Source organism: Vibrio sp. Of14-4, from assembly GCF_022347625.1.
GTDB lineage: Bacteria > Pseudomonadota > Gammaproteobacteria > Enterobacterales > Vibrionaceae > Vibrio > Vibrio pristinus.
Genome location: NZ_JAKRGI010000019.1, coordinates 47,294 through 72,017, shown reverse-complemented (window position 1 = coordinate 72,017; position 24,724 = coordinate 47,294). Strand labels below are relative to the sequence as shown.

Below are 24,724 nucleotides of genomic sequence, written 5' to 3'. Positions count from 1 at the left end.
ATGCAAAAGTTTTTTGGAGCCATCACCGTCTTACTCTGTGTCTTTGGCGGATATATGTGGGCAGGCGGCCAGCTTGGCGCCATTTGGCAGCCTGCAGAATTTTTAATTATTATCGGCGCCGCAGCAGGCTCGCTGATCATAGGAAACCCACCTCAGGTATTAAAAGAAATGCGTCGCCAAGTCAAAGCGACCATGTCAGCGCCAAAAGAGGAATACCAGTATTATATGGAGCTTATGGCGCTGCTTAACCATTTACTTGAAATCGGACGTAGTCGAGGCTTTAAATTCCTCGATTCGCACATCGAAGCACCTCACCACAGCTCGATTTTTCTCGCCTACCCCAAAGTGGGAGAAGATTATCGGCTGATTTCTTTTATTACCGACAATTTGCGCTTAATGGCGATGGGACAAATGTCGCCTCATGAATTAGAAGGCCTTCTAGAGCAAGAAATAGAAGCCATCCAAACCGAAATGCTACTGCCTTCGCGCTCTATGCATCGAACCGCAGAAGCCCTACCCGGCTTTGGAATTCTTGCCGCCGTTGGAGGTATTATTATCACAATGCAAGCCATCGATGGTTCGATCGCACTGGTCGGCTACCATGTCGCCGCGGCGTTGGTCGGGACCTTTATCGGTATCTTTGGTTGTTACTGCTGCCTTGACCCATTAAGCAATGCGATGGCTCAACGAGTAAGACGTAACATGACAGCGTTTGAGTGTGTCAGAGCAACATTAGTCGCTTATGCGGCGAAAAAGCCTACGTTATTGGCTATTGATGCGGGTCGTAAACACATTCAGCTAGACATCAAACCAACATTTAACCAAATGGAGAAATGGCTCGCTGAGCAGGAGTAAACATGCAAAGACAACAACAGGTTGTGTTCAAGCGAAGCAAGGTGCTCGAGCACGATGACTATCGCGGCGGAGCGTGGAAGGTCGCATTTGCAGACTTTATGATCGCCCTAATGGCCTTATTTTTGGTCCTATGGGTGATGCAAATTGTCGATAAAGAAGATCGCAGAGCAATTATGGCTCACCTTCAAAGCGCAAGCGTGTTTGACAAAAGTAATGGCAATCCATTTGATACTCTTAAAAGTATTTCGCCGATTGATTTAGCAACCGATTCTTCGGTGCCAAGTCGACATGACTCCAATCATGTTGTCAGCTCCTTTTTTCAAGGTGATGGCGATGGCCCAGAAACCGATTCTCTGATTCCAGGCAAGTTTGACACCCAAGAGCGATTGGCCGCACTAGCCAAGGTAATTGAAGACCTAGTCAAACAAATTAATGCCCAAGGTAATGTTCATATATCGGTGACACCTCAGGGCCTGAGAATCGTTTTGCAAGATGACGAGCGACAATTCATGTTTAGCCGCGGCGCATCAAAACTGACGCCATTTTTTCAAGACCTGTTGTTAGCTTTAGCGCCTGTGTTTAAAAGAGTTGAAAACCCTATTATCATCAGTGGCCACACAGATTCAACACGTTACATTGGGCACTTAGATCGCCGTTCAAACTGGGATTTATCGGCCTCGCGGGCCAATGTTGCTAGGCATACTCTGGTCGCCGGCGGCATGCCAGACGAGCGCGTATTGCAAGTGACGGGAATGTCAGACAAAGCTTTGCTCAATGAAGCCGACCCTGAATCGAGCGAAAATCGCCGCATTGAACTCTTTGTGCTCACCACACCCGCCGCCAAAGTCTTAGAAACGCTTTTTTCTAATAGACCGAATAATCCCATCGAACAGGCAAAGCAACAAGCTAAAGAGAACCAACCTGTGGTTCGTCAAAAGGTGATTGATGCACGCCAAGCACCTTCGAAAGCTACACTGCCGCCTCTTCAACAACTTTAACTTCAACAGGCGCTCTACTGGCGCCTGATAACTCAAGCGTAATTATCCACATGCCTCAATTTGTTCATCAGCCCGTGAAAAAAGATCCACTGCGTAAAGCCTTCTTATGGCTTATCGTTATTGACTATGGATTGTTGTCTTTATTTCTCTTCCAGTTGTACGAACTGACACTTAACGGTGGCACGGCCATCAGTACCTTACTGGTCATCTATAATGTGCTGCTAAGCTTTCTGTGCTTTCAGCGCACCGATCAGCGTGACGCCTATATTATTTATCCTACCTTGTCGGCTACCTTATTAGCCTTTGTCTGTTTCCTGTATTTTTTCTTTCTTGTCTGATATTTAAAACCATTCTTGGGGCTTCCTTCTGCTTAGGATTTCCCGCACTCTGTAAAATTTAGTTACTTAATTATCATTATTTTCTATACATAACGATTCTTTTCTGATACAAAATATATTGTGCACAATTAAATTGCCCAAAATAGGAATGAAATTATGTTGAATAAAATTGCCTTAGCCACAAGCCTTGCGATAGTTAGCACACCAAACTTAGCTCAAGAACAAAGAAGCCCAGCGCAAAATCTGGATACATTTGAAAAACTGTTTGGCGTTACCGAAGGAAAACGCAGAAATCACACCAAAGGTTTTTGCTTTGAAGGTGAGTTCACACCAACCGATAGCGCTGTTAGTCAGTTATCCAACAGCCCAATTTTTTCTGGCACCTCCAAAGTGTATGGCCGTGTCTCTCACAAAGGCGGTAAAGCGAACCCTGCTGATAATCAGCCTGGTCACTACGGTCTAGCATTTCAAATCACCACCGCTGATAACCAGATTCATATGATGAGTATGAATACGGAACATTTCTTTCCAACCTCAACCGTGGCTGACTTTATGGCATTTCTCGCTGCCCAAGCAGAGGGCCCAGAAGCAACCAATGCTTTCGTAAAAGCTCATCCAGAAATTCAAGAATATAAAAAATATCACTCAGCGCTGAGTAGTGAACTGCATCCCTATGAAGGGGCAACCTACAACAGTATTAACACCTTTTACTTAGTGAACGATCAAGGAAAGAAAACCCCAGTGCGTTGGTCATTTGTCCCTTCTGGAGAGCATGGCATTGTCAAAACACCACAGACTGATTTTTTCTTGGAGAATATGCAAGCCAATATCAAAAATGGTGGCGTATCTTGGGATATGGTGTTAACTCTCGCCAATCAAGATGACGATATCTTAAATCCGCATATCAAGTGGAGTGATGACAATGAGAAGATCACAGTTGCAAAACTGACGGTAAATAAAGCGGTTGCTGAAAGTGAGGGAACTTGCGCCAATATGAACTTTGATCCCATGGCAATAAGTCAAGGCTTTGCTCCATCAGAAGACCCTATGCTGGCTGCGCGCTCTGCAGTTTATGCTGTTGGGCTTGGAAGAAGACTTTCTGAGCAGTAATAGAAGGGAGGGGTATCCCTCCCTAAATCCAACCAAGTGTCAATCTCTTTGATAAATTAATCACTATATTAATCACCACGAGTAGCAAATGAGTCAATAAACCTGCTAATATCCAGCCTTTTAATCATTGATGCAAATTATGCTTACTCGTTTCGTTATTCTATTTTTATTGCTTGGTACATCTGGTTGTACGCTACTGAAACCGACTATATACCCGACACCACCTGAAAACTCAAAAATTGGTTTACTCTTCTTGGTAGAAAAGCAGCCAAGACACATTAATGCATATACACCTATTTTTCTTGGGACCAGCTTTTCAAAGCCAGCGGCAACGGATAAAAACTACGAAAAAGCCATGAAGTTGGCTGTAACAAGTGAAATCTCCGGGCGTTACCAAATATCCGACTTAGAACCCAGCCAACAGTTATTGTCCATAATCAACAAACCTAAGCGTTTGTTTGACTTTAGTGAAGACGCTTTTATGCCTGAGATACAGCGTCTAGCCAGTCAGCATGGCCTCAATTACGTTCTTATCATCGACAACTTTGACGTTGACTATTTTGGTTATAACAATGACCAAAAAATACAAGGCTTTGGTTTAGCGACGCAATGCACTATCATTGACTGCTACGCGTATGCTCTCAATAGAATTAGATTAAGAATGTACAGCGTAAAAAACGGTGAATATATTGGTAACTATCGTAGGCCTAAACACCGTCTCCCAATAAGAATATGGCCAGATCAAGAATTTCATGGTGATATAGAAGATGTAACGCCAGAAATGATTAATACTTCAGCAGATCTAGTTATGGAAGAGATCCAAAATCTATCAGAAGAGTTTTTAACACGAATAAGCTTTATTGAAAATAAAGATATTTAGTTTTCAAACAGATAGATAATTATATTTAAATAACTTTTGGTATATTATTTAAAAGAGCTGGCTAACGAATAACTATTCTAACCAGCTCTTTATGTTTGTATAACTTCAAGAAAAATACTCGGTAAGTCTATGCAAACTATTTTTAACGATCTAAAAATCAACAAAAACACCAACCTCGCTTCAAAATTAACAAAATTAAAACATTCATTTCAATCTATTTTATAAATGAATTGCCCTGAAACATATATTAAAGAAATATTACAATGTTCCCCTTTCTTAGGTATTGGTATTACAAATCCACACTATTAACATCATTGTCATTAGTTATTTAACTATTCGTCCGAATGTTCGGATGCCTATTACTTAAGAGAAATATATGAAAAAGACCATCACTATTGCTGCACTGCTTAGCGCTGCAGCTATCAATGCCCAAGCAGCAGATCACACTATAAGCCTAGGTTATGCTCAAACTGACATCGAACATGTCAATGAAGAACTACATGGCCTAACGCTGAAATACCGTTATGAAGGCAATGGCCCAGTAGGCTTTATTGCAAGCCTTACCGGAACGGCTAATACTGACAATCAACTTCGAGTCGATCCGGGACCAACTGTGACTACGGTTTCGGAAACAACACGCTCTTATGGAAGCTTCCATATCGGCCCAACATACCGTATTAATGAAGTAGTCAGCGCTTATGCAACGGTTGGTTATGCTCGCTTTGAAGTAGAAAACAAGCAATTAGGCCGCACAACATCAAAACTTGAAGATGAAAGCTTTGCCGCTGGGGGTGGTTTTGAATTCAACCTTTCGAGAAGCTTTGCCATCAACACGGGCGTTGAGTTCAGTGAGCACCTCGTTGATTCTAGAGCACTGACTTATTCTGTCTCTCTTGGCTACCGTTTCTAATTATTTAGAATGAGTGTCGTAGCTAAGCTAAGTTGGTCATCAACCAGATGAACAGTATTAGTCAGCGATAAAAAATCCGATATCAAACCTTTGGTATCGGAATTTTATTCGGTTTAGATAATATATAGAGCATCAATAATCGACAATATCATTCATAACGACTGACAATTTCATTCAGCTTGCCTGAATCTGCTAACTGTTTTAGGCCTCGATTGATAATTTCAGCATAATCCTTAGATGTGTCTCTATTTGGTGATAAAGCAATAAACAGCCCTTCACCAGGAAGGCATCCCGCACTTTTAAACTCAGCCTTCCATTGGGAGTCCGAATTTTTTTTATACGTCGCTACGTTATAGGGGAATACTCGCCAATCCTCCAACACGGTATCAATTTGGTCACTCTTCAGCTGCTCGACTCGTGTCTTGGTAATATCCATCCCTGAAATTTGCACAATCGACTTGTCACCTTGATTGTGGTTTTTCACTATATAGTCATCAAAGTACTCACCATATGAATACGCATTAACCACAGATATCTTTCGATCTCTTAATGTATCCTTACCAAAATATTTCCATGGATCGTCTTTTCTGACAAAAAAGCACATTTTAGAAATTTGAATCGGCTCGGTGTGGAAAACAAAATCTGGCGCATCACTTATGTAGGCACCAACTATGCCGTCATACTTTCCACTGCGTGTCATCTTAATTGCTCTAGCCCAATTCACTAGTTGATAGTCAAGTTGATGACCAGATTGTTGTAAAATACTGTCAATCGCATCGACCAAAATACCTTTATCGTCTGCGGATGGTTCGCAAGTATATGGGCACCACAAATCAGCACTTAAGATCACTTGGTTGCCCTTTACGGGTCCTGTTGCCACGAAAAGAAATAGAATCAAGCTCAAGACCTTTGGCATCATTGCCTTCCCCTTTGTCTTCAATAAATGCTTTGAGTAAAGTCTAGTCTAAAAATCAGATTCAGAGCATCACACCAGCTAAAGCTTAGGTTTTAACATCATGAATCATTTGAAGTTGTGTTACATAAACTCACGCCCTAATCACTGAGTTAACCTAAGTGAAATCAGAAAGACCTTTTGGGAAAAATCACTTGAAAACGCCAATACCGTGGCGCACCACTCACTTTGGTCATAATCTGCAAGATATGATGGCAGTATCGATAGTTAGCGATTGGAGAAGTGATGGATCCATTAACACAAGGTTTACTTGGCGCCTCGTTGCCACAAGCAGTCGGGAAAAAACAGCACATAGTTGTCGCGGGACTATTGGGCTTACTCTCTGGTATGGCTCCCGACCTAGATACGCTTATTCGGTCATCACAAGACGCCTTATTGTATTTAGAATTTCACCGTCAGTTTACCCATTCACTGCTGTTTATTCCCATAGGGAGCCTTATTTGTGCATTAGTTTTACATCCGATTATTGCTAGAAAGCGCGGACTATCATTTCAACAAACTTGGCTGTATTGCGCATTAGGCTACGGCACACATGGCTTACTTGATTTTTGCACGTCTTACGGCACTCAACTTTTCTGGCCATTATCTAACGAGCGTTATGCTTGGAATACCATCTCTATTATCGATCCTGCGTTCACATTGCCTATCCTTGCCTTGCTTACACTCACCTTAGTTAAGACAAACTCATGGTTTGCTCGACTCGCTGTTTTTTGGGCTCTGCTTTATCCAGTATTTGGCTTAGTGCAAAAAGAAAGGGCTGAAGACGTAGGCTGGCAAGTTGCAAAGCAGAGAGGGCATGAGCCATTAAGATTGGAAGCAAAACCTAGTTTTGCCAATATCCTCGTGTGGAAGATCGTTTATGAAACCAATGAAGAGTATTTTGTCGATGCGGTTCGAGTTGGCACATCAGCGCAAGTGTACCCCGGCGAGTCAACGCTTAAGCTCAACATAGAAAGAGACTTTCCTTGGCTTAGCCTCCAATCCCAACAGGCTAAAGATATTGAGCGCTTCCGTTGGTTTTCACAAGGGTTTATAGCGCAAGATCCCAACAACCCGCTGAGGATTATCGACGTACGTTATTCTATGCTGCCCAACCAGCTAAAAGCGCTGTGGAGTATAAAATTATCGCCCTCAGCCAGTGTTGACGAACATGTTAAGTTCAACACTCACAGGGACAGCGATCCTGGCACCAGAAAAGCCTTTCTCAAGATGTTATTGGGCAGCTAGTTTCGCAGCAGTGCCACCACAGAGTGGCGTTTAACATTGGCTTGTGCGCTGAGCGCCATCAAAGCTGAAGAAAAACTACCACTTTGTAAATCAAGCGCCTTGAATTTATCTTCGACTTGATCTGGCGAAATCACCGAGGCTTGCTGGTGTAAAGTCTGTATTTGGCCGTTGAGTTCGGCTTTGATTGAGTTTGCTTGTTCCAGCCCTGTACGCGTTTGCCATAAAAGCTTATTCACCTTTGCAATACTACGTTTAAGGCCTTCACGAGATCCAAGGTCAAAATTCAGCTCGGCAATACCCTCTGGCTCAGCTTGTAAAGTCATCACATTCGATTGCCCTGCGGGGAAACGATGGCCTTGACCCGTGACTCTTACCTGCTTTTGCATCTGACCATATACTTTTTCCGGGGCTTCAAAGATAATGCTTCCTTGCTCAGAAAGAGACGCGCGTAATCCAAGTGGAATCAAACTGCGGTCGAGCATTTTCACCACTTGTTCACCATTGGCTTGGCCATCAAAATCAACCATTACAGACTGCCCATGAGGAAAATCCAATCGAATCTGCTCAGCTTTGCCACTCAAACGATTGACATCGAGCCCCGGAATGGAAAACCGACGTATATCCGCCCGATTCAATTTTAACTCTAATTGATTATCAATCACTTTTTGACCATCAAACCGTGAAGCATCTAGGGTTTGCTCAATGATTTTCTTCGCACCTGATAGGCCTTGCTGCAAAGATGATGATTGCGCATGACCCATTTGCATTGCACGTGTCAGACCTTGCTTTATTTTGCTAAGTTCAACACCTATCACCTGATACGAACGCGTAGCGATTTGCACCGAGGTTGCGTTTTGCTGCCCTTGAGTCAGCATCATGCCTGAGACGGAATACGATGCTGGCGTATATTGACGAGCTAACGCCTGAGGACGACTTAGGTCACTATTGGGCTGTGACGAGCGCGGAGGTGAAATCGAGGTTCTATCATGTGTGGCCAAGGCCACATTGTGAGGACGCACCTCTACTGTACTCATTACCATCTTGGTGCTCTCGTTAGATACGATCAAATAGATTCAAACCGTCGATTTTTACATAGCTGGCTTGAGTGGCTTGCAACGCCGTCATATAACGGCTCAAACGCACCGACGCTTCACCATAATCAAGCATAGACAAATCCCCCTTCACCTTATCGACAAACAACTGATTTTCACCATGCGCACTATTCATCAAATCAAGATTATTATGACGGCCACCTATTTCCGTGATTGCCGCTAAAACCTGACTTGACGTGTTTTCAATTGTGGTTAATGCGTCCTCAACCGCTCCTCGAAATGCGGTACTTGGTGACTTAAATTCTGCAATCACAGAATCCAGTTGATTAAGCACGTGATTGCCACCAAGGTCGAGAATTTCTGCGGCTGTCATATTCGCTTCCATCGTCACCCCTTTGGCAACTGTCACCACTCGCTTATCACTGTTGCCCTGTATGGCATAGCTTCCACCAATGTCGGTTAACGCAGGGATATCCGTCTTGGTACCAGAGAAAAGGTAGCGCCCTTCTTCATCTTGGGCATTAAAAGAAGAGACAACCGACGCACGCAAGCTTTCTAATTCAGTGATCATCCCGCTGCGCTCAGTGTCCGACAGCGTACCATTTGCTCCCCATAGGACAAGCTCGTTCATTCTCTTTAGGCTCTCATTCACCGACTCTAAATGAACTTCCTGACTGGTCAGCGCCGTTTTCACATTGACAATATTGCTTTTGTACTGACTAATCGCAGATCCTTCACGATCGAGGTTAAGCAATTTAACCGATGCCATAGGATCATCAGACAACTTAGTTAAGCGCTCGCTGGTTGACATTTGCTGCATTACTTTGCCCAAACCGGCATTATTCAGTTGCAGACTTTGCAGCATCATCTGGCTAAATTGAGTATCACTGATTCGCATCTTAATTCCCTGCAATTAAAATATGTTGAGGATTGAGTCAAACAACTGATTCGCTGTACTGATCACTTTCATATTGGCTTGGTGAACATGAGAAAATGTCATCAAATTCGCCGCTTCTTCATCGCTGTTGACCGCGCTGACGTTATCACGCGCGGCGACAGCTTGTTGTTTCATCGCCAATTTAGCTTGCTCGTCTGCATTCGCCTGACGAGCTTGAATAGCGGTTTCGCCGACTATGGCAGAAAATGCATCATTAAGGCTGACAGAGCCAAAGCCACTAATCGCTACGCTTTTATTATTCACAGCAATAAGCTTGTCGAGCACATCTGCATTACCTGGGTTCCCGTCAGCAGACAGTGCAAGCTGCTCTGGTTTGAGATCAGTGATGTTTAAGCTTGCCGCTGGATTTGCGGGATCATAAGTAAATAAAGGCTGTCCATTATCTCGATTAAGATCTTGGCCCGTGACAAGCAAATCGTTAAATTCGTCAGCCAAAGACCTAGCCATATCGTCAATCGCGCCAAGATAGGGTTTAAGAACTTGAGTTTGATAATCAGACAGCGCACCGATTTGACCACCTAACGCTCCTGTCGTGGCAAAGCTTTGCTCGCCAAACTCGACTTGGACTGTAGCTAAGTAAGAGTCACTAGGGTTAGGGATGGCTTTAAGCTGCCCGGCATCTACGCCCATAACCAAAGGCTGACCAGATGACAAAGTCACTTGAAGGCTACCATCGGCCTGATTGGTGGTTTTTATCGTGACCACCTGAGACAACTCACCAATGAGATTATCGCGAGTATCTAGAAGTTGCGCTGGGTTTCCTCCCGTGCCCTTGGTTTCAACAATTTGTTTGTTGATATCAGCAATATTACTCATCAAGCTGTTAGCATGAGCAATAGCCGCATTGCGCTGATCATTCATGTCTTTATGCTGATGAGACAACGATTCTGTTAGCGTGTTAAAACGTCTTGCTAACGCTTCGGCTTCATTAATGATTTGCTGGCGATAAGGAACAGATTCAGGTTTGACCGTGGCATCGTTGAGTGCAGAAAATAAGGTATCTAATCCCGCCGAAAGACTAAAACCATCAGCGCCCAGAGTGTTTTCTAACTGACTCATATTAGTGCTATAACGGGAAGCATAGGCTGACTGACTTTGGGTCGCCCAAGTCTGTTTGATAAGAAACTCATCCGTTACACGGCGAATACTGGTGACTTCAACTCCCTGACCTGCACTGAAATTGTCATGCTTTGAACCCGCGACCGATGCCATCAGCGCTTGCTGGCGACTGTATCCGGGCGTATTTATATTGGAGACGTTTTGTGCTGTAACATCCAATGCTACCCGATTGGAATTCAGACCAGACATGGCAATATTGACCAAGTTCATTTACAGTTCTCCCTTACGATTGAGTGGCTGAGCAAATGCTGTCGTCACACTAGCTTCACTTAAGACTTGTCTTACTGAGGCGACCGACTCTCCAATAGACTGAAATGATTGTGATGGCTGGGGGTCTGATTGATGTCTATGCTGTGACGTCTCTTCCAAACCTAGCGCTTTGTCATTTGCTGGTGCTTGAACTGCCGAGAGTTTAAATTCGACTTCCGACATAGAAGGACTCAGTTGTTTTACCAACATATCTGCGATCCCAGAACCTTGTTTGTTTGCCATTTCTATCGCCAATTGGCCATCATACATATCACGAAACACACCTTGCTGTTGGCTAGAAAAAGGACTGTCTTCATCAGCCAGTACATCACTACTCGAACGCATCTGACGAAGCACCATTTGCAAAAACATGGCTTCAAATTGGCCAGCCACTTTTTCTAACGCTTGCTGGGAGTAGGGGTTTTGCTTTATCTGATCAAGGGCACTGTTGTCGTGATAAAGCACAGAGCTCACTGATGATTTTTGGTTTAATTCGTCTAGTTTCATCACTCCCCCTTAAATCACGACTAATTCAGCGTTCAACGCACCCGCTTCATGTAATGCCTGTAAGATAGACATAAGATCGGTCGGCGTAGCACCCAAGCTGTTCACGGCATTGACTATGGTATTTAGCTCTGTACCAGGGGGCCAAATGACCATTTGCGCGCGTTCTTCTTTGATGTCTAGCTGCGAATTATCAACAACTTGTGTCTCTCCTTGAGCAAAGGCATTGGGCTGGCTTACCTGCTGAGACTCAGCAACTGTCACGGTCAAGTTGCCATGACTAACCGCAGCTTCACCGACTTTGACATTTTTGCCAATTACGACCGTGCCAGTGCGAGAATTAAACACCACCCGAGCAGGCTTACGACCCTGCGCGACACTGATTTCTTCCAGCATCGACATCATAACCACGCGCTGTTGACTATCTTTCGGCGCTTTGACCGAGACTCGAACATTATTTTCAGCCACCGCCACTTTAGGGCCAAAGATATTATTAATTTCTCGGCTAATGTTCTTGGCTGTGGTAAAGCTTGGTTTTCTTAGGTTGAGAACCACATTATCGCTATCGGAAAAGTCGCTTGGCACTTCACGCTCAAGGATTGCACCGCCCGGTATCCGTCCTGATGTAGGTGTATTCACTACCACTTTAGAGCCACTGTTTCCCTCTGCAGACACGCCTCCGACTACTAGGTTGCCTTGTGCCACTGCATAAACCTCACCATCGATGCCGCGCAGCGGGGTTAGTAGCAAAGTTCCGCCGCGTAAGCTTTTTGCATCACCAATCGACGACACCACGACATTGAGCGCTTGTCCAACCCCAGCCATTGGCTCAACAGTGGCAGTCACACTGACAGAGGCGACATTACGCAGCTTTGGGTTGGTATTATCATCAATCTGGACCCCAAATTGACGTAACATATTGGTGATTGATTGAGCGGTGAATTTAACTTGGTTGCGATCGCCTTGACCATCCAGCCCCACCACCAGACCGTAGCCAACGAGCTGATTTTGACGAACGCCCTGAATATCGACCAAATCCATCACTGGGATCTTCACTTCAGCATGTGCAGGGATCATCACCCCCAAAAGTGCAATCACTAGAGTGCTTGAGAATGTCATGCTCATGCTGAGTAAACCCAAGCGATTAATACATCGAATCATAATTTGTTTCATTAAAACGGCATCCATGGACTGTTAAAGAACTGGCTAAGCCATCCAGGGGCATTGCTGTCTGATAAAGCTCCCCGCCCTGAATAGGTAATGCGAGCATCACCAATCCGAGCAGAAGACACCTGATTGTTTCGGCTAATATCGTCAACACGCACCATCCCTGTCAGGCGAATAAACTCATCGCCTTGGTTAAGACGAATCCATTTTTCGCCACTGATACGCAGCACACCATTTGGCAACACTTCATGAACGGTTACGGTTATCGCACCTTCAAGCTTATTGCCTTGAGAACTTGAAGCGCTGCCATCAAAGCCTCGGTCGGCGTCTAAACTAGCCGCTAACTCATCAATTGTCTTAGTACCAAACGTAGGGGCTGCAAAACCAACACTGGAGCTCTTGCCATATTTTGTATCAGCTTTCTTGCTTGATTCTGTTTCTTCAAACAGTAAGACAGTGAGCATGTCGCCAACACGATATGCCCTTCTGTCTTGAAACAAGGTCATGGTGTACTGATGACGATAGAGACTTCCCTTACTTGCAGCAGGCAAGGAATAATCCAGCTCTGGAGGGGCATATTTCTCTTCATCGGGTTTAGGAGGAGTGAATTCCTGACGACCAGCACATCCGGCAAGTAGGATGACAAGCGGCAAGAGTCTCAAAAATACCTGCATTCCTTGTTCCTTTTTTTCTTCAATGAGCCATTACAAAGACTGAGCAACAAACTTGAGCATATCGTCAGCAGCAGAAACGACTTTGGCGTTCATTTCATAGGCGCGCTGCGTGGTGATCATATCCACCATCTCTTCGACGACCTGCACATTAGCGCCTTCTAATGCCCCTTGCTTAATATGGCCAACCCCGTCTTCACCAGCAGTTAACTCATCGGCTTGACCACTCGCAGCGGTTTCTCGGAATAAGTTTCCGCCAATGGCTTCAAGGCCTGCTGGGTTGATAAATTTTGCCAAGGTAATTTGACCCAGCTCTTCAGGATCATTGCTGTCTGTCGTGGTCGCCGATACCGTGCCGTCGACACCAACGGAAATAGATAGGGCATTTTCAGGGATCTGAATCTGAGGCTCTAGAGGTAAACCTTGGCTATTGACCATCAAACCTTCAGAATTGACATGAAACTGGCCATTACGTGAGTACATGATTTGGCCGTCTGTATTTTCAATCTGAAAGAAACCTTGGCCCATCACAGCAAGATCCAGTTCTTGATTCGTATTTTGTGTATTTCCTTGAGTAAAGACTTTTTGTGTTCCCACCACACGGACACCGCTGCCAAGTTGAACCCCAGTTGGCAATTGATTGACCTGATCAACAAGAGATCCTGGTTGACGTTGAATGCTATAAAATAAGTCTTCAAATACCACGCGATCGCGCTTAAAGCCGACCGTATTTACATTGGCTAGGTTATTTGAAATGGCGGTCATTTTGGTGTCTTGCGCTGCCATGCCCGTTTTACTAACCCATAACGCTGAATGCATTGTCTACTCCTTGTCTTGCCGCTAACGCGGTGATATTAATTTGTTTCCAGCCTGAGCAAGTGTCTCAGCGGTTTTCATCATACGTACCTGCATTTCAAAGTTACGTGTCAATGACATAACATTAAGCAACTCATCAATCGCAGATACATTACTCCCTTCAATATGCTCAGAGGCAATTTGTACTGTCTCGTCTTGAGCAAAAGGATTGCCGTCGACGCTGTGAAGTAGGCTATCACTGCGCTTTTCAAGTAGAGCAGTATCTGGATTAACCAGTTTCAAGGTCCCAACTTCAAGCTCAGCACCGCCTCCGGGAGGGATGACTGAAATACGCCCACGCTCACTAATCTCAACTTTTTGATAGTCGGGGAGCAGTAAAGGCCCACCATCACCAACCACAGCAAAACCGTTAATGGTTAATGCACCCTCTTGATCCACCCTAATATTGCCAGCCCGAGTATACGCTTCTTGCCCTTGTGTTGTTTGGACAGTCAAATAACCCTCTCCCATCACAGCGACATCCAATGCTCGACCGGTTTTAATCACATCACCTGAATCAAATCGAGTCGATGCAGAGTTGGTTACGGCTAAAGTACGACCATCAAAACCTGAGCCTTGCAGGGCAACACTGGCTACACGTTCCATATCTGCGCGAAAGCCAGCCGTATCCGCGTTGGATAAGTTGTTTGAACGAACATGTTGCGCTTTAAGTACCCGGCTCGCACCTGAGGTGGCAGTAAATAACAAACTGTCCATATTAAACTCCGTTAGACTGCGTTAAATAACGCTTGGGTTAGCTTGTCATTGGTCGAAATTGTCTTTGCATTGGCTTGATAGTTGCGTTGCGCCGTCATCAAATTCACCAGTTCACTGGTTAGATCAACGTTAGATTGCTCAAGCGAGCCCGAAGTTAGACCACCCAGCGTACCAGCACCGGGGGCACCAATCACAGGGGCGCCAGAGCTAAAGCTTTGAGTCCAAGCCGTACCACTGAGTTTTGATAGCCCTTGCGGGTTAGCAAAATCGGCCAGCACTAATTGCCCTTGGAGCTGTGATTGACCATTGGTGTAGGTCGCGTAAACCATGCCATTGTCTTCAACGCGCACACCGGCAAGCTCTCCTGAGGTATAACCATTGGGATTATTGGTACTAACGCTAAATTCCGTTCCAAACTGTGTGCTACCCGACAAGTCGATATCGATATTGATAGGGTTCGCGCCCGCAGCAGGGAAAGAGACATTGTAGGCGTTGACTGGTGAGACTAAGGAACCATCGGGGTTGAATGTCATGGTAATCGATGATATCGGAGTCTTGTTGCCATCTGCCAAGGTATTGACTTCCCATGAGTTATCACTGGTTTTGGTAAAATACTGAGTTACCGTATGTGGCTTGCCCTGAGAATCAAATACCTTAGTGGTATAGGAAGAATGAAAAGAGTTGGTGTTTTCGGAGTCAAAAGCAATAGCACTCGTATCAATGGCCTCATTGGTCGCATCAAAATTGGCAACAAACTCCATTTTGTTTGTCGCCTGCGCCGCCAGTGATGACGTAGAGATCCTGATATCCCCTGTTACACCTGTGAGCAAGTTGTTGTTGCCATCGACACTGTAGCCTTGCAGCTTAGCGCCAGTATTGCTCATCACATAGTTGTCTTTGTCAGTATTGAATACCCCTGAACGTGTATACAGCGTCTGGCCAGCACTATCTTTGGTGACAAAAAAGCCGCCACCATTTATGGCTAAATCCATCGCTCGACCAGTACTCGTCACCGAACCATTTGTATCAAAATTCTGCGAAATAGCTGCGACTTCAACCCCGCCGGGTTGCATGCCATTGTAGACAGCGGCAAACTCGGTGCGTGCTCCTTTAAATCCATAAGTCGATGCGTTAGCGATATTATGGCTGATGGTGTTCAGCTCGGTATTTGTCGCATCAAGGCCACTTAGGGCAATATTAAAACTCATAATTAACCTCTGTATTTCCTTTTTGGTTAAGCACCAAATTGAGTGATTTGATAGAAAGGTACACTGCCAACACCGTGAACATTGACCTGAGCAGAACCGCCAGAGCTGGGGATCCTCACTTGCTCAACCTCACCAGCTAACAACAAATTAGGTTGAGATTGACCTTCTTGAACTTGGACTGAGACAGTGTATTTGCCGGGCTTAAGCCCCAGCTTGTCTGGATCTATCGAGAAATCGACATCCCCTGCGGGGCGCGCTCCTAATGGGAGAGGAGTGACTTGGCCAAATTCATCAGTAATGACCAAATTGACCTGACTTGATGGGTGTTGCAGCTCAATTTTTCCTCTCTGCTGGCCATCAGACAGTTCAAACTCATTGGAGGAAACATAGACGGTTTGCCCAACCAAGCCTGCGGTAGACAAAACTTGCATGTTATCAAGCAGTACCATGTTGTTTTTCATCATTGACGCCATATTCTCAGTACTTTGAACTTGAGAAAATTGCGCTAATTGACCGACATATTCCGTTCCATCAAGCGGGTTGAGAGGATCCTGATTTTGAATTTGCGCCACCATCAAACTAATAAATTCATTCTCCAGTGATGCCGCACTGTTGGCGTCCTTGGGATTTCCTGATATACCATTGGTGCCTGACGATGTACCAATTGGCGTATCAAAAGCGAGTGCGTTATTCGGTGCAATTGTCATCAGCTGCCCTGCCCTAGTTTGAGCAGACCTTGCTGCATACTTTTCACGTTAGTCAGAACCTCAACATTGGTTTCGAAACTGCGCGTTGCTGACATCATGTCAGCCATTTCAGCGACAACATCAATATCTGGGTAATACACATACCCTTGCTCATTGGCTAATGGGTTAGTTGGTTCAAAACGCTGCTCGGCTTGCCCTGAGCTCTGAACAACATCGACAATGCGTACTTCTGCATTAGGGTATACATCCTTACTGGCACTAAGCTGAGTCTTGTTATAGACAGTTGCGAAGACAGGTTTGAGTGCTTTATAAGCATCCGCAGCGTTCGCTGAGGCTGCATCGGCATTGGCGAGATTACTGGCAACCGTATTCAACCTCACTGTTTGAGCATTCATTGCCGATCCAGCAATCGAATAAATATCGGTAAATGACATAATTAGCGTCCTTCTATCGCTTTTGCGAGCCCAGAGAATTTCATATTGAGAAACGTCAGGCTGGTCTGAAAATCCATGTTGTTTTGAGCAAATTTGCCTTGCTCTACCCCAAGCTCTACCGTGTTACCATTTTTGCTGTTTTGGTAAGGGATTGAGTACATGGAAGAGACCAATAACTTGGGATTCTTTGCACTTGTTGATGACATGCTGTCCATCACTGTCGTAAAACTAAGGTCCCGAGAGAGATATCCCGGCGTATCAACATTTGCTAGGTTGCTGGCCAGTACTTTGGTACGCTGAACTCGAAAGTTCAGAGCGTCAGGATGAACACCTAACGCGTTATCAAATGAAATAGCCATGTCTGTTTCCTTATGCTGTCGGCTCAGATAGACTTAACTAAAACAAGATGTATGCCATAAAAATAAGCAAGTAATAACAATGACTTACAACAAAGAAGGGAAGTGCTACTTCCGGATTACGGAAGGGTTAAAAAGCAGAGGAAATAGGATTGTTTCCCCTCTGTCATTAATTGTTTGGCTAGGTTTATCACTGTTTTCTAATACCGCTTCTGCGACTGAAAACAGCTTAAATTACCAAGCCATTTATCAAGCAATTGAAGCGAACTTCAAAACCCAAGTGAATAATCAAGCCCGCACTCGCCAGTGGGGTAAACACACTGTTAACTATCAAATTCGCATACCGGCCTCAGCGGATCACTTACCGCTATGCCCTGAGCCACTCATTATTGAAGGTTCAGACAGCAAAACGCTCCCTGTAGGCACTCTAAAACGTTCGGTGAGTTGTCAATCAAATTCGGCTGACTGGCGAATCAATGTCACCATCAAATCAGAACTCGGCCTCTATGTGGTAGTGACCAAGACAGGAATTGGTCGCAAGCAAACCCTCGCGGCGAACGATGTAAAGCTTGAATGGCGAACACTGACCAAAGAACAAGACTTTTTAACTCAGATAGCACAAGCGTCAGGTAAGATGACGCTCCGGCGCATCCGCTCTGGACAAGTGTTAGATTCTCGGCAATTAAAATCCCCGCCATTGGTCGAAAAAGGCAATCAGGTGATCATTAGTGCTGCCAAAGACGGCTTTATGGCAACAACAAAAGGACTGGCAAAGGAGGAAGGTGCCCTAGGACAGCAAATTGAAGTCAAAAATATCTCTTCAGGAAAGGTGATTAAAGCGGTAGTCGTTGGGCTTAACCAAGTAGAAACTCAGTTTTAATTTTGGACTGGGCTTATCATTTTTTAAGTTTTCTTATCGCCAAATGTCTTGATTTAGGTAGTTATAAAAAGTACCAATCAGGCTTAATTGTCAGCGCACTATGGTCGCAGTGTACCTGTAACCACGACAAATAAGGATTCAATTGATGAAAATTGACAAAGTTTCCGGGGGACACGTCACCCAAAGCCGCTTAGATCAAGCGCCAAAAAAAGCGCTTGAGTCAAACAAAGCCAAGACAAATGCTCAACCTCAATTAGACATCAACGCAACAGCCATTGAACAAGCGCAGGCAGAAATGCAGTCACTGGCCGACGTAGATATGGTCAAAGTCGAAAAAGTGCGTGATGCACTGGCAAAGGGAGAGTTAATCCTAGACACTCAGGCTCTTTCTAAAGCCGTACTTCAGTTCCATACGGGCCACGATTAACAACGATTGAGGAAAGGACAATGTCATCAAAAACTTCGCACTTAATCCAAAGCTTTTTCAATACATTAGTCCAAGATATTAAGTCGTACCAAAAACTCGAAATACTGCTCAGACAACAAAAGGCTTTATACCTTCACTTTGATGCAGACCAGCTTGAATCTAATATTGCTCAGCAACAGCCTTTACTCGTCCTGCTGCGCCAGAATGCCCATCAGCGCAGCCAAATCATGGCCACTTTCCAGCTTAAAATGGACAAACAAGGAGTAGAACGATTTTTCTCTGCGCTTCCTCCTACTCCGGCAGAAAAAATCGAATCTCTTTGGCATCAGCTCGAAACATTAATCAAACATTGCCAAGTACTCAACCAAGAAAATGGTCAAACCAGTGCCAGTTTCCACGAGCTGATAGCATCTTTGACAAGGCCCCAGCAGCACACTTATACCGAACAACCAATAAGGTAGCTCATACATGAGCAGAGTCAGTAATGCATTGCTTGCTATATTGCTGGTGATAAGTTGCTTTACTCCGACTCACACCAAGGCCTCATCATTGACATCAGACATTGCGGCTCAGTCGCAGGTATTATTGCCCTATAAAACTCAAATAGAGGTGCGTCTCAAAAGCAATCAAGATCTAATACATCGCATTGCTAAAAAGTTGGTAAAAAGGTCACTCCCCACAGAGTTTATACTCATTCCAATGCTTGAGTCTTCCTACGATCCATCGGCAGTGTCTCATGCTAAGGCAGCGGGACTTTGGCAACTGATGCCTCAAACGGCAGAGCGCTTTGGACTTCACGTCAGCGATTCAAACGATCAGAGATTTGATGTCGAGGCGAGTACAAACGCTGCGATTTCTTACCTGCAATTTCTTTATCTTAAATTTAATGATTTAGCCCTTACACTGGCAGCCTATAATTCAGGAGAAGGACGTGTCGCAAGGGCGATTAGCAAGGCTAAGAGTAGAGAATTCTCCAAACTTAGGTTACCCGAGGAAACCCGTCGCTATGTCCATCGATTTTATGCACTGCAAAAGCTCATATCTACGGAAAAGTTATTGCAAAACTCTAAGCGCTTTTATTTGTTTGGCCACCAAAGCACTTTACCTTTGATTGACCTTACCCCTCTTCCACCACTGGTGAAACTCTAGGCTTTACTAGCCTCATCACAGTGGCTTTTTTATATTCTTTACAGCTATAAATATAGAGTTTTGAGATCCTTTGGTTCTTTCAAAAAAGAGATTCGCTCCAAGTAGAAGCCATTGACCTAGAATTTGCCACCAAAACCAGTAAGATCCCGTATAATTTTTATTCAACAATACAAAACCCTAGCTTTACTTGGTTGTTATTAACTCAGCAAAGCAGGATAATATCGGGATCGGAATCTCTTAAAATATAATTATGACCGAATATGTTTTGTTGTTGGTCGGCACTGTGCTGGTTAACAATTTTGTACTGGTAAAGTTTTTGGGGCTATGTCCTTTTATGGGCGTCTCAAAGAAACTGGAAACTGCAATAGGAATGGGGTTAGCGACAACCTTTGTCTTAACCTTGGCCTCGGTGTGTTCGTATCTCGTTGAAAGCTATATTCTTATGCCGTTAGGTATTGAGTACCTTCGTACTATGAGCTTTATTTTAGTCATCGCGGTTGTGGTGCAATTTACCGAAATGGTAGTGCACAAAACCAGTCCGACACTCTATCGCTTGCTTGGCATTTTCCTGCCACTCATTACCACCAACTGTGCTGTACTGGGTGTTGCCCTTCTCAACATCAACGAAAATCATAATTTCATCGAGTCCATTATCTATGGATTTGGTGCTGCAGTTGGCTTTTCATTGGTCCTGATACTGTTTGCCTCTATGCGTGAACGTATTACGGCGGCTGACGTTCCAGTGCCGTTTAAAGGTGCGTCTATTGCCATGATCACCGCAGGCCTTATGTCCCTTGCCTTTATGGGCTTCACTGGATTGGTGAAACTATAATGAGTGCTATTATGATTGCTGTGTTAGTACTTGCAGCACTCGCCGCAGTTTTTGGCGCTATATTGGGCTTTGCTTCCATCCGCTTTAAAGTGGATGCTGACCCTATTGTTGATCAAATCGATGAGATACTGCCTCAAACTCAATGTGGTCAGTGCGGCTACCCGGGTTGTCGTCCATACGCTGAAGCCATTGCAGGCGGCGATGCGATTAACAAATGTCCACCGGGAGGACAGGCTACGATTGAAAAGTTGGCGGATTTGATGGGAGTCGAAGCAACAGATTCTGCCCATGATTTAGAAAACAATGTTAAGACGGTCGCCTTTATCCACGAAGACATGTGTATTGGCTGCACTAAGTGCATTCAAGCTTGCCCTGTTGATGCCATCGTTGGAGGAACGAAAGCCCTGCATACCGTCATAAAAGACGAGTGTACTGGGTGTGATCTTTGTGTGGCGCCCTGCCCTACAGATTGTATTGAAATGATTCCTGTAGAAACCACTACAGCGAATTGGAAGTGGCAACTCAACGCCATTCCTGTTGTCGATATTACTGATTCTGCTGGCACGCAGAATAGTGTGAATTAAGGGCTGGTATGTTGTCACTAATCGAACAAATTAAATCGGGCGCACTATGGGACTTTCCGGGGGGGATACACCCGCCAGAAAACAAAACCCAATCGATGAAAGAGCCTATTGCGCCAGCAAGTATTCCAAGGGAAATCATTTTACCGATTAAGCAACATATTGGTAAGCCAGGCCACCTGATCGTCAGTCAAGGGGACAAAGTCCTTAAAGGGCAAGCTCTCACCAAATATGACACCAGCTTTATGTTGCCAGTCCACGCGCCAACATCAGGTATTATCTCAGCAATCGAACCACGTACTATAGCTCATCCCTCAGGGTTATCAGAAATATGCATCGTGATTAAACCTGATGGTGAAGACCGCTGGATCGAACGAAAGAAAACCAACGATTTTACTGATTGCACGCCCGATGAATTGATTGAAGTAATCCGCCAAGCGGGTATTTCAGGCATGGGCGGAGCGGGTTTCCCAACCGCGAAAAAAATTCAGTCTGGGCTTGCCAGAACAGAGATACTTATCGTCAATGCCGCCGAATGTGAGCCTTATATCACAGCCGATGACATGCTAATGCAAACTCACGCTGATGAAGTCATCAAGGGCATAGATATCGTTGAACATATTCTCAAGCCTAAGCTCACTATCATAGGAATTGAGGATAACAAGCCAGCCGCGATTAGAGCTCTTGAAAAAGCCGCCCAGCATAAAGACATCGTTATACGCGTTGTGCCGACCAAATACCCTTCGGGTGGTGAAAAACAGCTGATCAAACTGCTAACCAATAAAGAAGTACCCGCTAATGGTATTCCTGCCGACATTGGCTTGTTAGTACAAAATGTTGGGTCGCTTCAAGCCATTAAACGAGCAGTCTGTGACGGTGAACCCTTGGTTGAGCGTATTGTCACCCTGACGGGCAATACTTTCAAGCAGCCAAAAAATGTTAAGGCGCTTATTGGTACTCCTGTCCAAGCTCTACTGGATGAGTTTGGGTATAAAGCAGACAAAAAACTACCTCGCCTTATCATGGGGGGGCCTATGATGGGCTTTACTCTTCCCCATGCGAATGTACCGATAACCAAAACGGCGAACTGCATTCTGGCCCCTACGGTGAAAGAGATTTCTCCAAACCAACATGAAATGTCATGCATTCGATGTGGTCAATGTGCTGATGCTTGCCCCGCATCCTTATTACCTCAACAGCTTTACTGGCACTCTAAAGCCGAAGAGTACGAAAAGTGTGAAGAGCTAAACCTTAAAGATTGTATTGAATGTGGTGCTTGTGCTTTTGTCTGCCCAAGTGAAATTCCACTGGTGCAATATTATCGACAATCCAAAGCCGAAATCCGCACTCGTAAAGAAGAGGCCCAAGCCGCCGAACGGGCGAAAGTTCGCTTTGAAGAAAGAAAGAGCCGTTTAGAGCGCGATAAGATTGAACGAGAGAACCGCTTTAAGAAAGCGGCAGAGAACAGGCGTAAAGAGGTTAAAACCCCTGATGGTGAAGATGCGATCGCTGCCGCCATTGCTCGCGTCAAAGCGCAAAAGTCAGATTCATCATCTGATGAACCAAAAGTAAAACCGGCTGTAGCAGCGGCGATTGCCAAAGCGAAAGCAAAACAGGCAGCCGCAAAGGAAGCTGGACTTGCTGAGCCTGACAACTCTGAAATGAGTAAACTTCGTGAAGAGCGTAAGCGTTTGGCCCGTGAAAAGAAAGCCAGTAAGTCAGCAGAAACAGAAGTCAATTCCGAATCTGATGAGAGTGATCCGAAAAAAGCGGCCGTCGCTGCCGCCATTGGCAGAGCCAAAGCGCGCAAGGCGGAGCAAGTAAAAGATGCAGAGCCATCTGAATCAGAGCCTGCATCTTCTGAAGACGATCCGAAAAAAGCCGCCGTCGCTGCCGCCATTGCCAGAGCTAAAGCGCGCAAAGCCGAGCAAACAAAAGACGCTGAGCCATCTGACTCAGAGCCTGCATCTTCTGAAGACGATCCGAAAAAAGCCGCCGTCGCTGCCGCCATTGCCAGAGCTAAAGCGCGCAAAGCCGAGCAAGCACAAGACGCTCAGCCATCTGAATCAGAGCCTGCATCTTCTGAAGACGATCCGAAAAAAGCGGCCGTCGCTGCCGCCATTGCCAGAGCCAAAGCGCGCAAAGCCGAGCAAGCAAAAGACGCAGAGCCATCTGAATCAGAGCCTGCATCTTCTGAAGACGATCCGAAAAAGGCCGCCGTCGCTGCCGCCATTGCCAGAGCCAAAGCACGCAAAGCGGAGCAAGCACAAGACGCAGAGCCATCTGACTCACAGCCTGCACCTTCTGAAGACGATCCGAAAAAAGCCGCCGTCGCTGCCGCCATTGCCAGAGCCAAAGCGCGCAAAGCCGAGCAAGCAAAAGACGCAGAGCCATCTGACTCAGAACCTGCATCTTCTGAAGACGATCCGAAAAAAGCAGCTGTAGCGGCAGCCATTGCCAGAGCCAAAGCGCGCAAGGCACAAAACCAACAGAACAACAGACTTGAGGAGGACGAGTAGTGGCCTTTTTTATTGCCAGCTCACCCCATGCTCATAGCCGTAGGAGCACACCCGATCTTATGAAATGGGTTGCCCTGTGCGCCTTGCCCGGCTTGTTTGCTCAAACCTACTTCTTTGGTTGGGGCACCCTAATACAACTCGTTTTTGCTATCTTGTTAGGCTTGGCACTTGAAGCTGGTGTGATGAAGATGCGCAAGCGTCCACCTATGTCAGCGCTGCGTGATAACAGCGCAATTGTGACAGCGTGGTTACTTGCTATTGCAATTCCACCACTCTCACCTTGGTGGATTGTCGCCATAGGTCTTGTCTTCGCGATCGTGGTAGCTAAACACCTTTATGGGGGGATTGGACAGAACTTATTCAACCCAGCAATGGTTGCCTATGTAGTTTTGCTGATCTCCTTTCCAGTACAAATGACCAGTTGGATTGCGCCAACCGAGTTGCAACCCTCAACCATCCCATTTAGTGATGCTGTATCGCTTATTTTTACCGGTTTCAATCTGGATGGACTCTCGCTTCAACAAGTACGTACAGGTATAGATGGCCTAACCATGGCTACCCCGCTAGATGCGTTTAAAACCGCATTGCATTCAGGCAATACTGCCGCAGAAGCTCTATCTCAGCCACAGTTTAGTGGCTTAGCCGGTTTGGGCTGGGAGTGGGTTAACTTCGCTTATCTAGCAGGCGGTTTATTGCTGATAAAGCTGAGAGTCATTAATTGGCACATACCAGTAAGCTTTATAACCAGCTTATTGATTATTAGTACCTTGTTTAGCTTATTTACTCCGGGCGAAACCGCATCGCCAAGCATTCATATATTGTCTGGCGCGACCATGTTAGGTGCATTTTTTATCGCTACCGACCCTGTCTCTGCTTCAACCACGGTCAAAGGTCGTCTTATTTTCGGCGCCTTTATCGGTGCCATGGTCTTTATCATACGGACTTGGGGTGGTTTTCCTGACGGCGTAGCCTTCGCGGTATTGCTTGGCAATATGTGTGTCCCGCTTATCGACTACTACACCAAGCCAAGAACATACGGACACTGAGG

28 protein-coding genes are annotated in these 24,724 nt (G+C 45.3%); 15 read left to right on the top strand and 13 right to left on the bottom strand.

What is annotated here, in order from left to right:
• From motA to MHN79_RS16810, 6 genes are all read left to right on the top strand, one after another.
• A complete protein-coding gene (gene motA, locus MHN79_RS16835; protein WP_152429902.1) occupies positions 1-855 on the top strand; it encodes a flagellar motor stator protein MotA in 855 nt (284 codons plus the stop codon).
• Positions 856-857: 2 nt separating this feature from the next.
• Positions 858-1,853 (top strand): flagellar motor protein MotB, encoded by a 996-nt coding sequence (locus MHN79_RS16830; RefSeq protein ID WP_239173839.1) that lies wholly within the window; start codon positions 858-860, stop codon positions 1,851-1,853.
• 50 nt (positions 1,854-1,903) lie between these two features.
• On the top strand, positions 1,904-2,191 hold the full coding sequence (locus MHN79_RS16825; protein ID WP_114786884.1) for a hypothetical protein: 288 nt from the start codon (positions 1,904-1,906) through the stop codon (positions 2,189-2,191).
• A gap of 156 nt (positions 2,192-2,347) precedes the next feature.
• Entirely contained in the window at positions 2,348-3,301 is a 954-nt protein-coding gene (locus MHN79_RS16820) for a catalase (protein ID WP_239173838.1), read from the top strand.
• 139 nt (positions 3,302-3,440) lie between these two features.
• Positions 3,441-4,181, top strand: a complete 741-nt coding sequence (locus MHN79_RS16815; RefSeq protein ID WP_239173837.1) for a hypothetical protein — start codon at positions 3,441-3,443, stop codon at positions 4,179-4,181.
• A gap of 376 nt (positions 4,182-4,557) precedes the next feature.
• Complete coding sequence (locus MHN79_RS16810; RefSeq protein WP_239173836.1) at positions 4,558-5,091, top strand: Ail/Lom family outer membrane beta-barrel protein; 534 nt, start codon at positions 4,558-4,560, stop codon at positions 5,089-5,091.
• A gap of 148 nt (positions 5,092-5,239) precedes the next feature.
• Here the strand turns inward: MHN79_RS16810 and MHN79_RS16805 are convergent, their stop codons facing one another.
• Complete coding sequence (locus MHN79_RS16805; protein ID WP_239173835.1) at positions 5,240-6,010, bottom strand: transporter substrate-binding domain-containing protein; 771 nt, start codon at positions 6,008-6,010, stop codon at positions 5,240-5,242.
• A 279-nt stretch (positions 6,011-6,289) separates the two neighbouring features.
• Here MHN79_RS16805 and MHN79_RS16800 point away from each other — a divergent pair, with 279 nt between their 5' ends.
• Entirely contained in the window at positions 6,290-7,291 is a 1,002-nt protein-coding gene (locus tag MHN79_RS16800; protein WP_239173834.1) for a metal-dependent hydrolase, read from the top strand.
• Here MHN79_RS16800 and MHN79_RS16795 read toward each other — a convergent pair.
• The 12 genes from MHN79_RS16795 to flgB form a co-directional block, all read right to left on the bottom strand.
• A complete protein-coding gene (locus MHN79_RS16795; RefSeq protein WP_239173833.1) occupies positions 7,288-8,331 on the bottom strand; it encodes a flagellin in 1,044 nt (347 codons plus the stop codon). The two genes, MHN79_RS16800 and MHN79_RS16795, sit on opposite strands and share 4 nt — an antisense overlap.
• Positions 8,332-8,344: 13 nt before the next feature.
• Complete coding sequence (flgL, locus tag MHN79_RS16790) at positions 8,345-9,241, bottom strand: flagellar hook-associated protein FlgL (RefSeq protein ID WP_239173832.1); 897 nt, start codon at positions 9,239-9,241, stop codon at positions 8,345-8,347.
• 15 nt (positions 9,242-9,256) lie between these two features.
• Positions 9,257-10,630: a flagellar hook-associated protein FlgK gene (gene flgK / locus MHN79_RS16785; protein WP_239173831.1), complete on the bottom strand. Its 1,374-nt coding sequence runs from the start codon at positions 10,628-10,630 to the stop codon at positions 9,257-9,259.
• Complete coding sequence (locus tag MHN79_RS16780; protein WP_239173830.1) at positions 10,631-11,176, bottom strand: rod-binding protein; 546 nt, start codon at positions 11,174-11,176, stop codon at positions 10,631-10,633.
• A 9-nt stretch (positions 11,177-11,185) separates the two neighbouring features.
• Positions 11,186-12,250 carry a flagellar basal body P-ring protein FlgI gene (locus MHN79_RS16775; RefSeq protein ID WP_275436526.1) on the bottom strand — a complete coding sequence of 355 codons (1,065 nt, stop codon included), beginning with the start codon at positions 12,248-12,250 and terminating at the stop codon, positions 11,186-11,188.
• 95 nt (positions 12,251-12,345) lie between these two features.
• The gene (gene flgH, locus MHN79_RS16770) at positions 12,346-13,014 is read right to left on the bottom strand and encodes a flagellar basal body L-ring protein FlgH (RefSeq protein WP_152429892.1); all 669 of its coding nucleotides are present in this window, start codon (positions 13,012-13,014) and stop codon (positions 12,346-12,348) included.
• 30 nt (positions 13,015-13,044) lie between these two features.
• A complete protein-coding gene (flgG, locus tag MHN79_RS16765) occupies positions 13,045-13,830 on the bottom strand; it encodes a flagellar basal-body rod protein FlgG (protein ID WP_239173829.1) in 786 nt (261 codons plus the stop codon).
• A gap of 21 nt (positions 13,831-13,851) precedes the next feature.
• Positions 13,852-14,583, bottom strand: coding sequence for a flagellar basal body rod protein FlgF (locus tag MHN79_RS16760; RefSeq protein WP_239173828.1), 732 nt, complete (start codon positions 14,581-14,583; stop codon positions 13,852-13,854).
• 11 nt (positions 14,584-14,594) lie between these two features.
• Positions 14,595-15,791, bottom strand: coding sequence for a flagellar hook protein FlgE (gene flgE / locus MHN79_RS16755; RefSeq protein ID WP_239173827.1), 1,197 nt, complete (start codon positions 15,789-15,791; stop codon positions 14,595-14,597).
• Positions 15,792-15,817: 26 nt separating this feature from the next.
• Complete coding sequence (flgD, locus tag MHN79_RS16750) at positions 15,818-16,498, bottom strand: flagellar hook assembly protein FlgD (RefSeq protein ID WP_239173826.1); 681 nt, start codon at positions 16,496-16,498, stop codon at positions 15,818-15,820.
• Positions 16,498-16,932, bottom strand: coding sequence for a flagellar basal body rod protein FlgC (flgC, locus tag MHN79_RS16745; protein ID WP_239173825.1), 435 nt, complete (start codon positions 16,930-16,932; stop codon positions 16,498-16,500). Before flgC ends, flgD begins: the two co-directional genes overlap by 1 nt.
• A gap of 2 nt (positions 16,933-16,934) precedes the next feature.
• Positions 16,935-17,291 (bottom strand): flagellar basal body rod protein FlgB, encoded by a 357-nt coding sequence (gene flgB, locus MHN79_RS16740; protein WP_152429886.1) that lies wholly within the window; start codon positions 17,289-17,291, stop codon positions 16,935-16,937.
• 79 nt (positions 17,292-17,370) lie between these two features.
• Between flgB and flgA the strand changes: the two genes are divergently transcribed.
• The 8 genes from flgA (at position 17,371) to rsxD (ending at position 24,722) form a co-directional block, all read left to right on the top strand.
• A complete protein-coding gene (gene flgA, locus MHN79_RS16735) occupies positions 17,371-18,168 on the top strand; it encodes a flagellar basal body P-ring formation chaperone FlgA (RefSeq protein ID WP_239173824.1) in 798 nt (265 codons plus the stop codon).
• A 145-nt stretch (positions 18,169-18,313) separates the two neighbouring features.
• Entirely contained in the window at positions 18,314-18,595 is a 282-nt protein-coding gene (flgM, locus tag MHN79_RS16730; RefSeq protein WP_114786867.1) for a flagellar biosynthesis anti-sigma factor FlgM, read from the top strand.
• Positions 18,596-18,615: 20 nt separating this feature from the next.
• Positions 18,616-19,056 carry a flagellar export chaperone FlgN gene (flgN, locus tag MHN79_RS16725; protein WP_239173823.1) on the top strand — a complete coding sequence of 147 codons (441 nt, stop codon included), beginning with the start codon at positions 18,616-18,618 and terminating at the stop codon, positions 19,054-19,056.
• 7 nt (positions 19,057-19,063) lie between these two features.
• On the top strand, positions 19,064-19,744 hold the full coding sequence (locus tag MHN79_RS16720; RefSeq protein WP_239173822.1) for a lytic transglycosylase domain-containing protein: 681 nt from the start codon (positions 19,064-19,066) through the stop codon (positions 19,742-19,744).
• A gap of 250 nt (positions 19,745-19,994) precedes the next feature.
• Complete coding sequence (rsxA, locus tag MHN79_RS16715; RefSeq protein ID WP_114786865.1) at positions 19,995-20,576, top strand: electron transport complex subunit RsxA; 582 nt, start codon at positions 19,995-19,997, stop codon at positions 20,574-20,576.
• Positions 20,576-21,160 carry an electron transport complex subunit RsxB gene (gene rsxB, locus MHN79_RS16710; RefSeq protein WP_239173821.1) on the top strand — a complete coding sequence of 195 codons (585 nt, stop codon included), beginning with the start codon at positions 20,576-20,578 and terminating at the stop codon, positions 21,158-21,160. Before rsxA ends, rsxB begins: the two co-directional genes overlap by 1 nt.
• Before the next feature lie 8 nt (positions 21,161-21,168).
• On the top strand, positions 21,169-23,676 hold the full coding sequence (gene rsxC / locus MHN79_RS16705; protein WP_239173820.1) for an electron transport complex subunit RsxC: 2,508 nt from the start codon (positions 21,169-21,171) through the stop codon (positions 23,674-23,676).
• Entirely contained in the window at positions 23,676-24,722 is a 1,047-nt protein-coding gene (rsxD, locus tag MHN79_RS16700; RefSeq protein ID WP_239173819.1) for an electron transport complex subunit RsxD, read from the top strand. The genes rsxC and rsxD overlap by 1 nt, the downstream gene beginning before the upstream one ends.
• The last annotated feature ends 2 nt before the right edge of the window (positions 24,723-24,724 follow it).

Coding starts and splice junctions, on each gene's coding strand:
- motA (WP_152429902.1), top strand. CDS start 1: ATGCAAAAGTTTTTTGGAGCCATCACCGTCTTACTCTGTGTCTTTGGC.
- MHN79_RS16830 (WP_239173839.1), top strand. CDS start 858: ATGCAAAGACAACAACAGGTTGTGTTCAAGCGAAGCAAGGTGCTCGAG.
- MHN79_RS16825 (WP_114786884.1), top strand. CDS start 1,904: ATGCCTCAATTTGTTCATCAGCCCGTGAAAAAAGATCCACTGCGTAAA.
- MHN79_RS16820 (WP_239173838.1), top strand. CDS start 2,348: ATGTTGAATAAAATTGCCTTAGCCACAAGCCTTGCGATAGTTAGCACA.
- MHN79_RS16815 (WP_239173837.1), top strand. CDS start 3,441: ATGCTTACTCGTTTCGTTATTCTATTTTTATTGCTTGGTACATCTGGT.
- MHN79_RS16810 (WP_239173836.1), top strand. CDS start 4,558: ATGAAAAAGACCATCACTATTGCTGCACTGCTTAGCGCTGCAGCTATC.
- MHN79_RS16805 (WP_239173835.1), bottom strand. CDS start 6,010: ATGATGCCAAAGGTCTTGAGCTTGATTCTATTTCTTTTCGTGGCAACA.
- MHN79_RS16800 (WP_239173834.1), top strand. CDS start 6,290: ATGGATCCATTAACACAAGGTTTACTTGGCGCCTCGTTGCCACAAGCA.
- MHN79_RS16795 (WP_239173833.1), bottom strand. CDS start 8,331: ATGGTAATGAGTACAGTAGAGGTGCGTCCTCACAATGTGGCCTTGGCC.
- flgL (WP_239173832.1), bottom strand. CDS start 9,241: ATGCGAATCAGTGATACTCAATTTAGCCAGATGATGCTGCAAAGTCTG.
- flgK (WP_239173831.1), bottom strand. CDS start 10,630: ATGAACTTGGTCAATATTGCCATGTCTGGTCTGAATTCCAATCGGGTA.
- MHN79_RS16780 (WP_239173830.1), bottom strand. CDS start 11,176: ATGAAACTAGACGAATTAAACCAAAAATCATCAGTGAGCTCTGTGCTT.
- MHN79_RS16775 (WP_275436526.1), bottom strand. CDS start 12,250: ATGATCCCTGCACATGCTGAAGTGAAGATCCCAGTGATGGATTTGGTC.
- flgH (WP_152429892.1), bottom strand. CDS start 13,014: ATGCAGGTATTTTTGAGACTCTTGCCGCTTGTCATCCTACTTGCCGGA.
- flgG (WP_239173829.1), bottom strand. CDS start 13,830: ATGCATTCAGCGTTATGGGTTAGTAAAACGGGCATGGCAGCGCAAGAC.
- MHN79_RS16760 (WP_239173828.1), bottom strand. CDS start 14,583: ATGGACAGTTTGTTATTTACTGCCACCTCAGGTGCGAGCCGGGTACTT.
- flgE (WP_239173827.1), bottom strand. CDS start 15,791: ATGAGTTTTAATATTGCCCTAAGTGGCCTTGATGCGACAAATACCGAG.
- flgD (WP_239173826.1), bottom strand. CDS start 16,498: ATGACAATTGCACCGAATAACGCACTCGCTTTTGATACGCCAATTGGT.
- flgC (WP_239173825.1), bottom strand. CDS start 16,932: ATGTCATTTACCGATATTTATTCGATTGCTGGATCGGCAATGAATGCT.
- flgB (WP_152429886.1), bottom strand. CDS start 17,291: ATGGCTATTTCATTTGATAACGCGTTAGGTGTTCATCCTGACGCTCTG.
- flgA (WP_239173824.1), top strand. CDS start 17,371: ATGACTTACAACAAAGAAGGGAAGTGCTACTTCCGGATTACGGAAGGG.
- flgM (WP_114786867.1), top strand. CDS start 18,314: ATGAAAATTGACAAAGTTTCCGGGGGACACGTCACCCAAAGCCGCTTA.
- flgN (WP_239173823.1), top strand. CDS start 18,616: ATGTCATCAAAAACTTCGCACTTAATCCAAAGCTTTTTCAATACATTA.
- MHN79_RS16720 (WP_239173822.1), top strand. CDS start 19,064: ATGAGCAGAGTCAGTAATGCATTGCTTGCTATATTGCTGGTGATAAGT.
- rsxA (WP_114786865.1), top strand. CDS start 19,995: ATGACCGAATATGTTTTGTTGTTGGTCGGCACTGTGCTGGTTAACAAT.
- rsxB (WP_239173821.1), top strand. CDS start 20,576: ATGAGTGCTATTATGATTGCTGTGTTAGTACTTGCAGCACTCGCCGCA.
- rsxC (WP_239173820.1), top strand. CDS start 21,169: ATGTTGTCACTAATCGAACAAATTAAATCGGGCGCACTATGGGACTTT.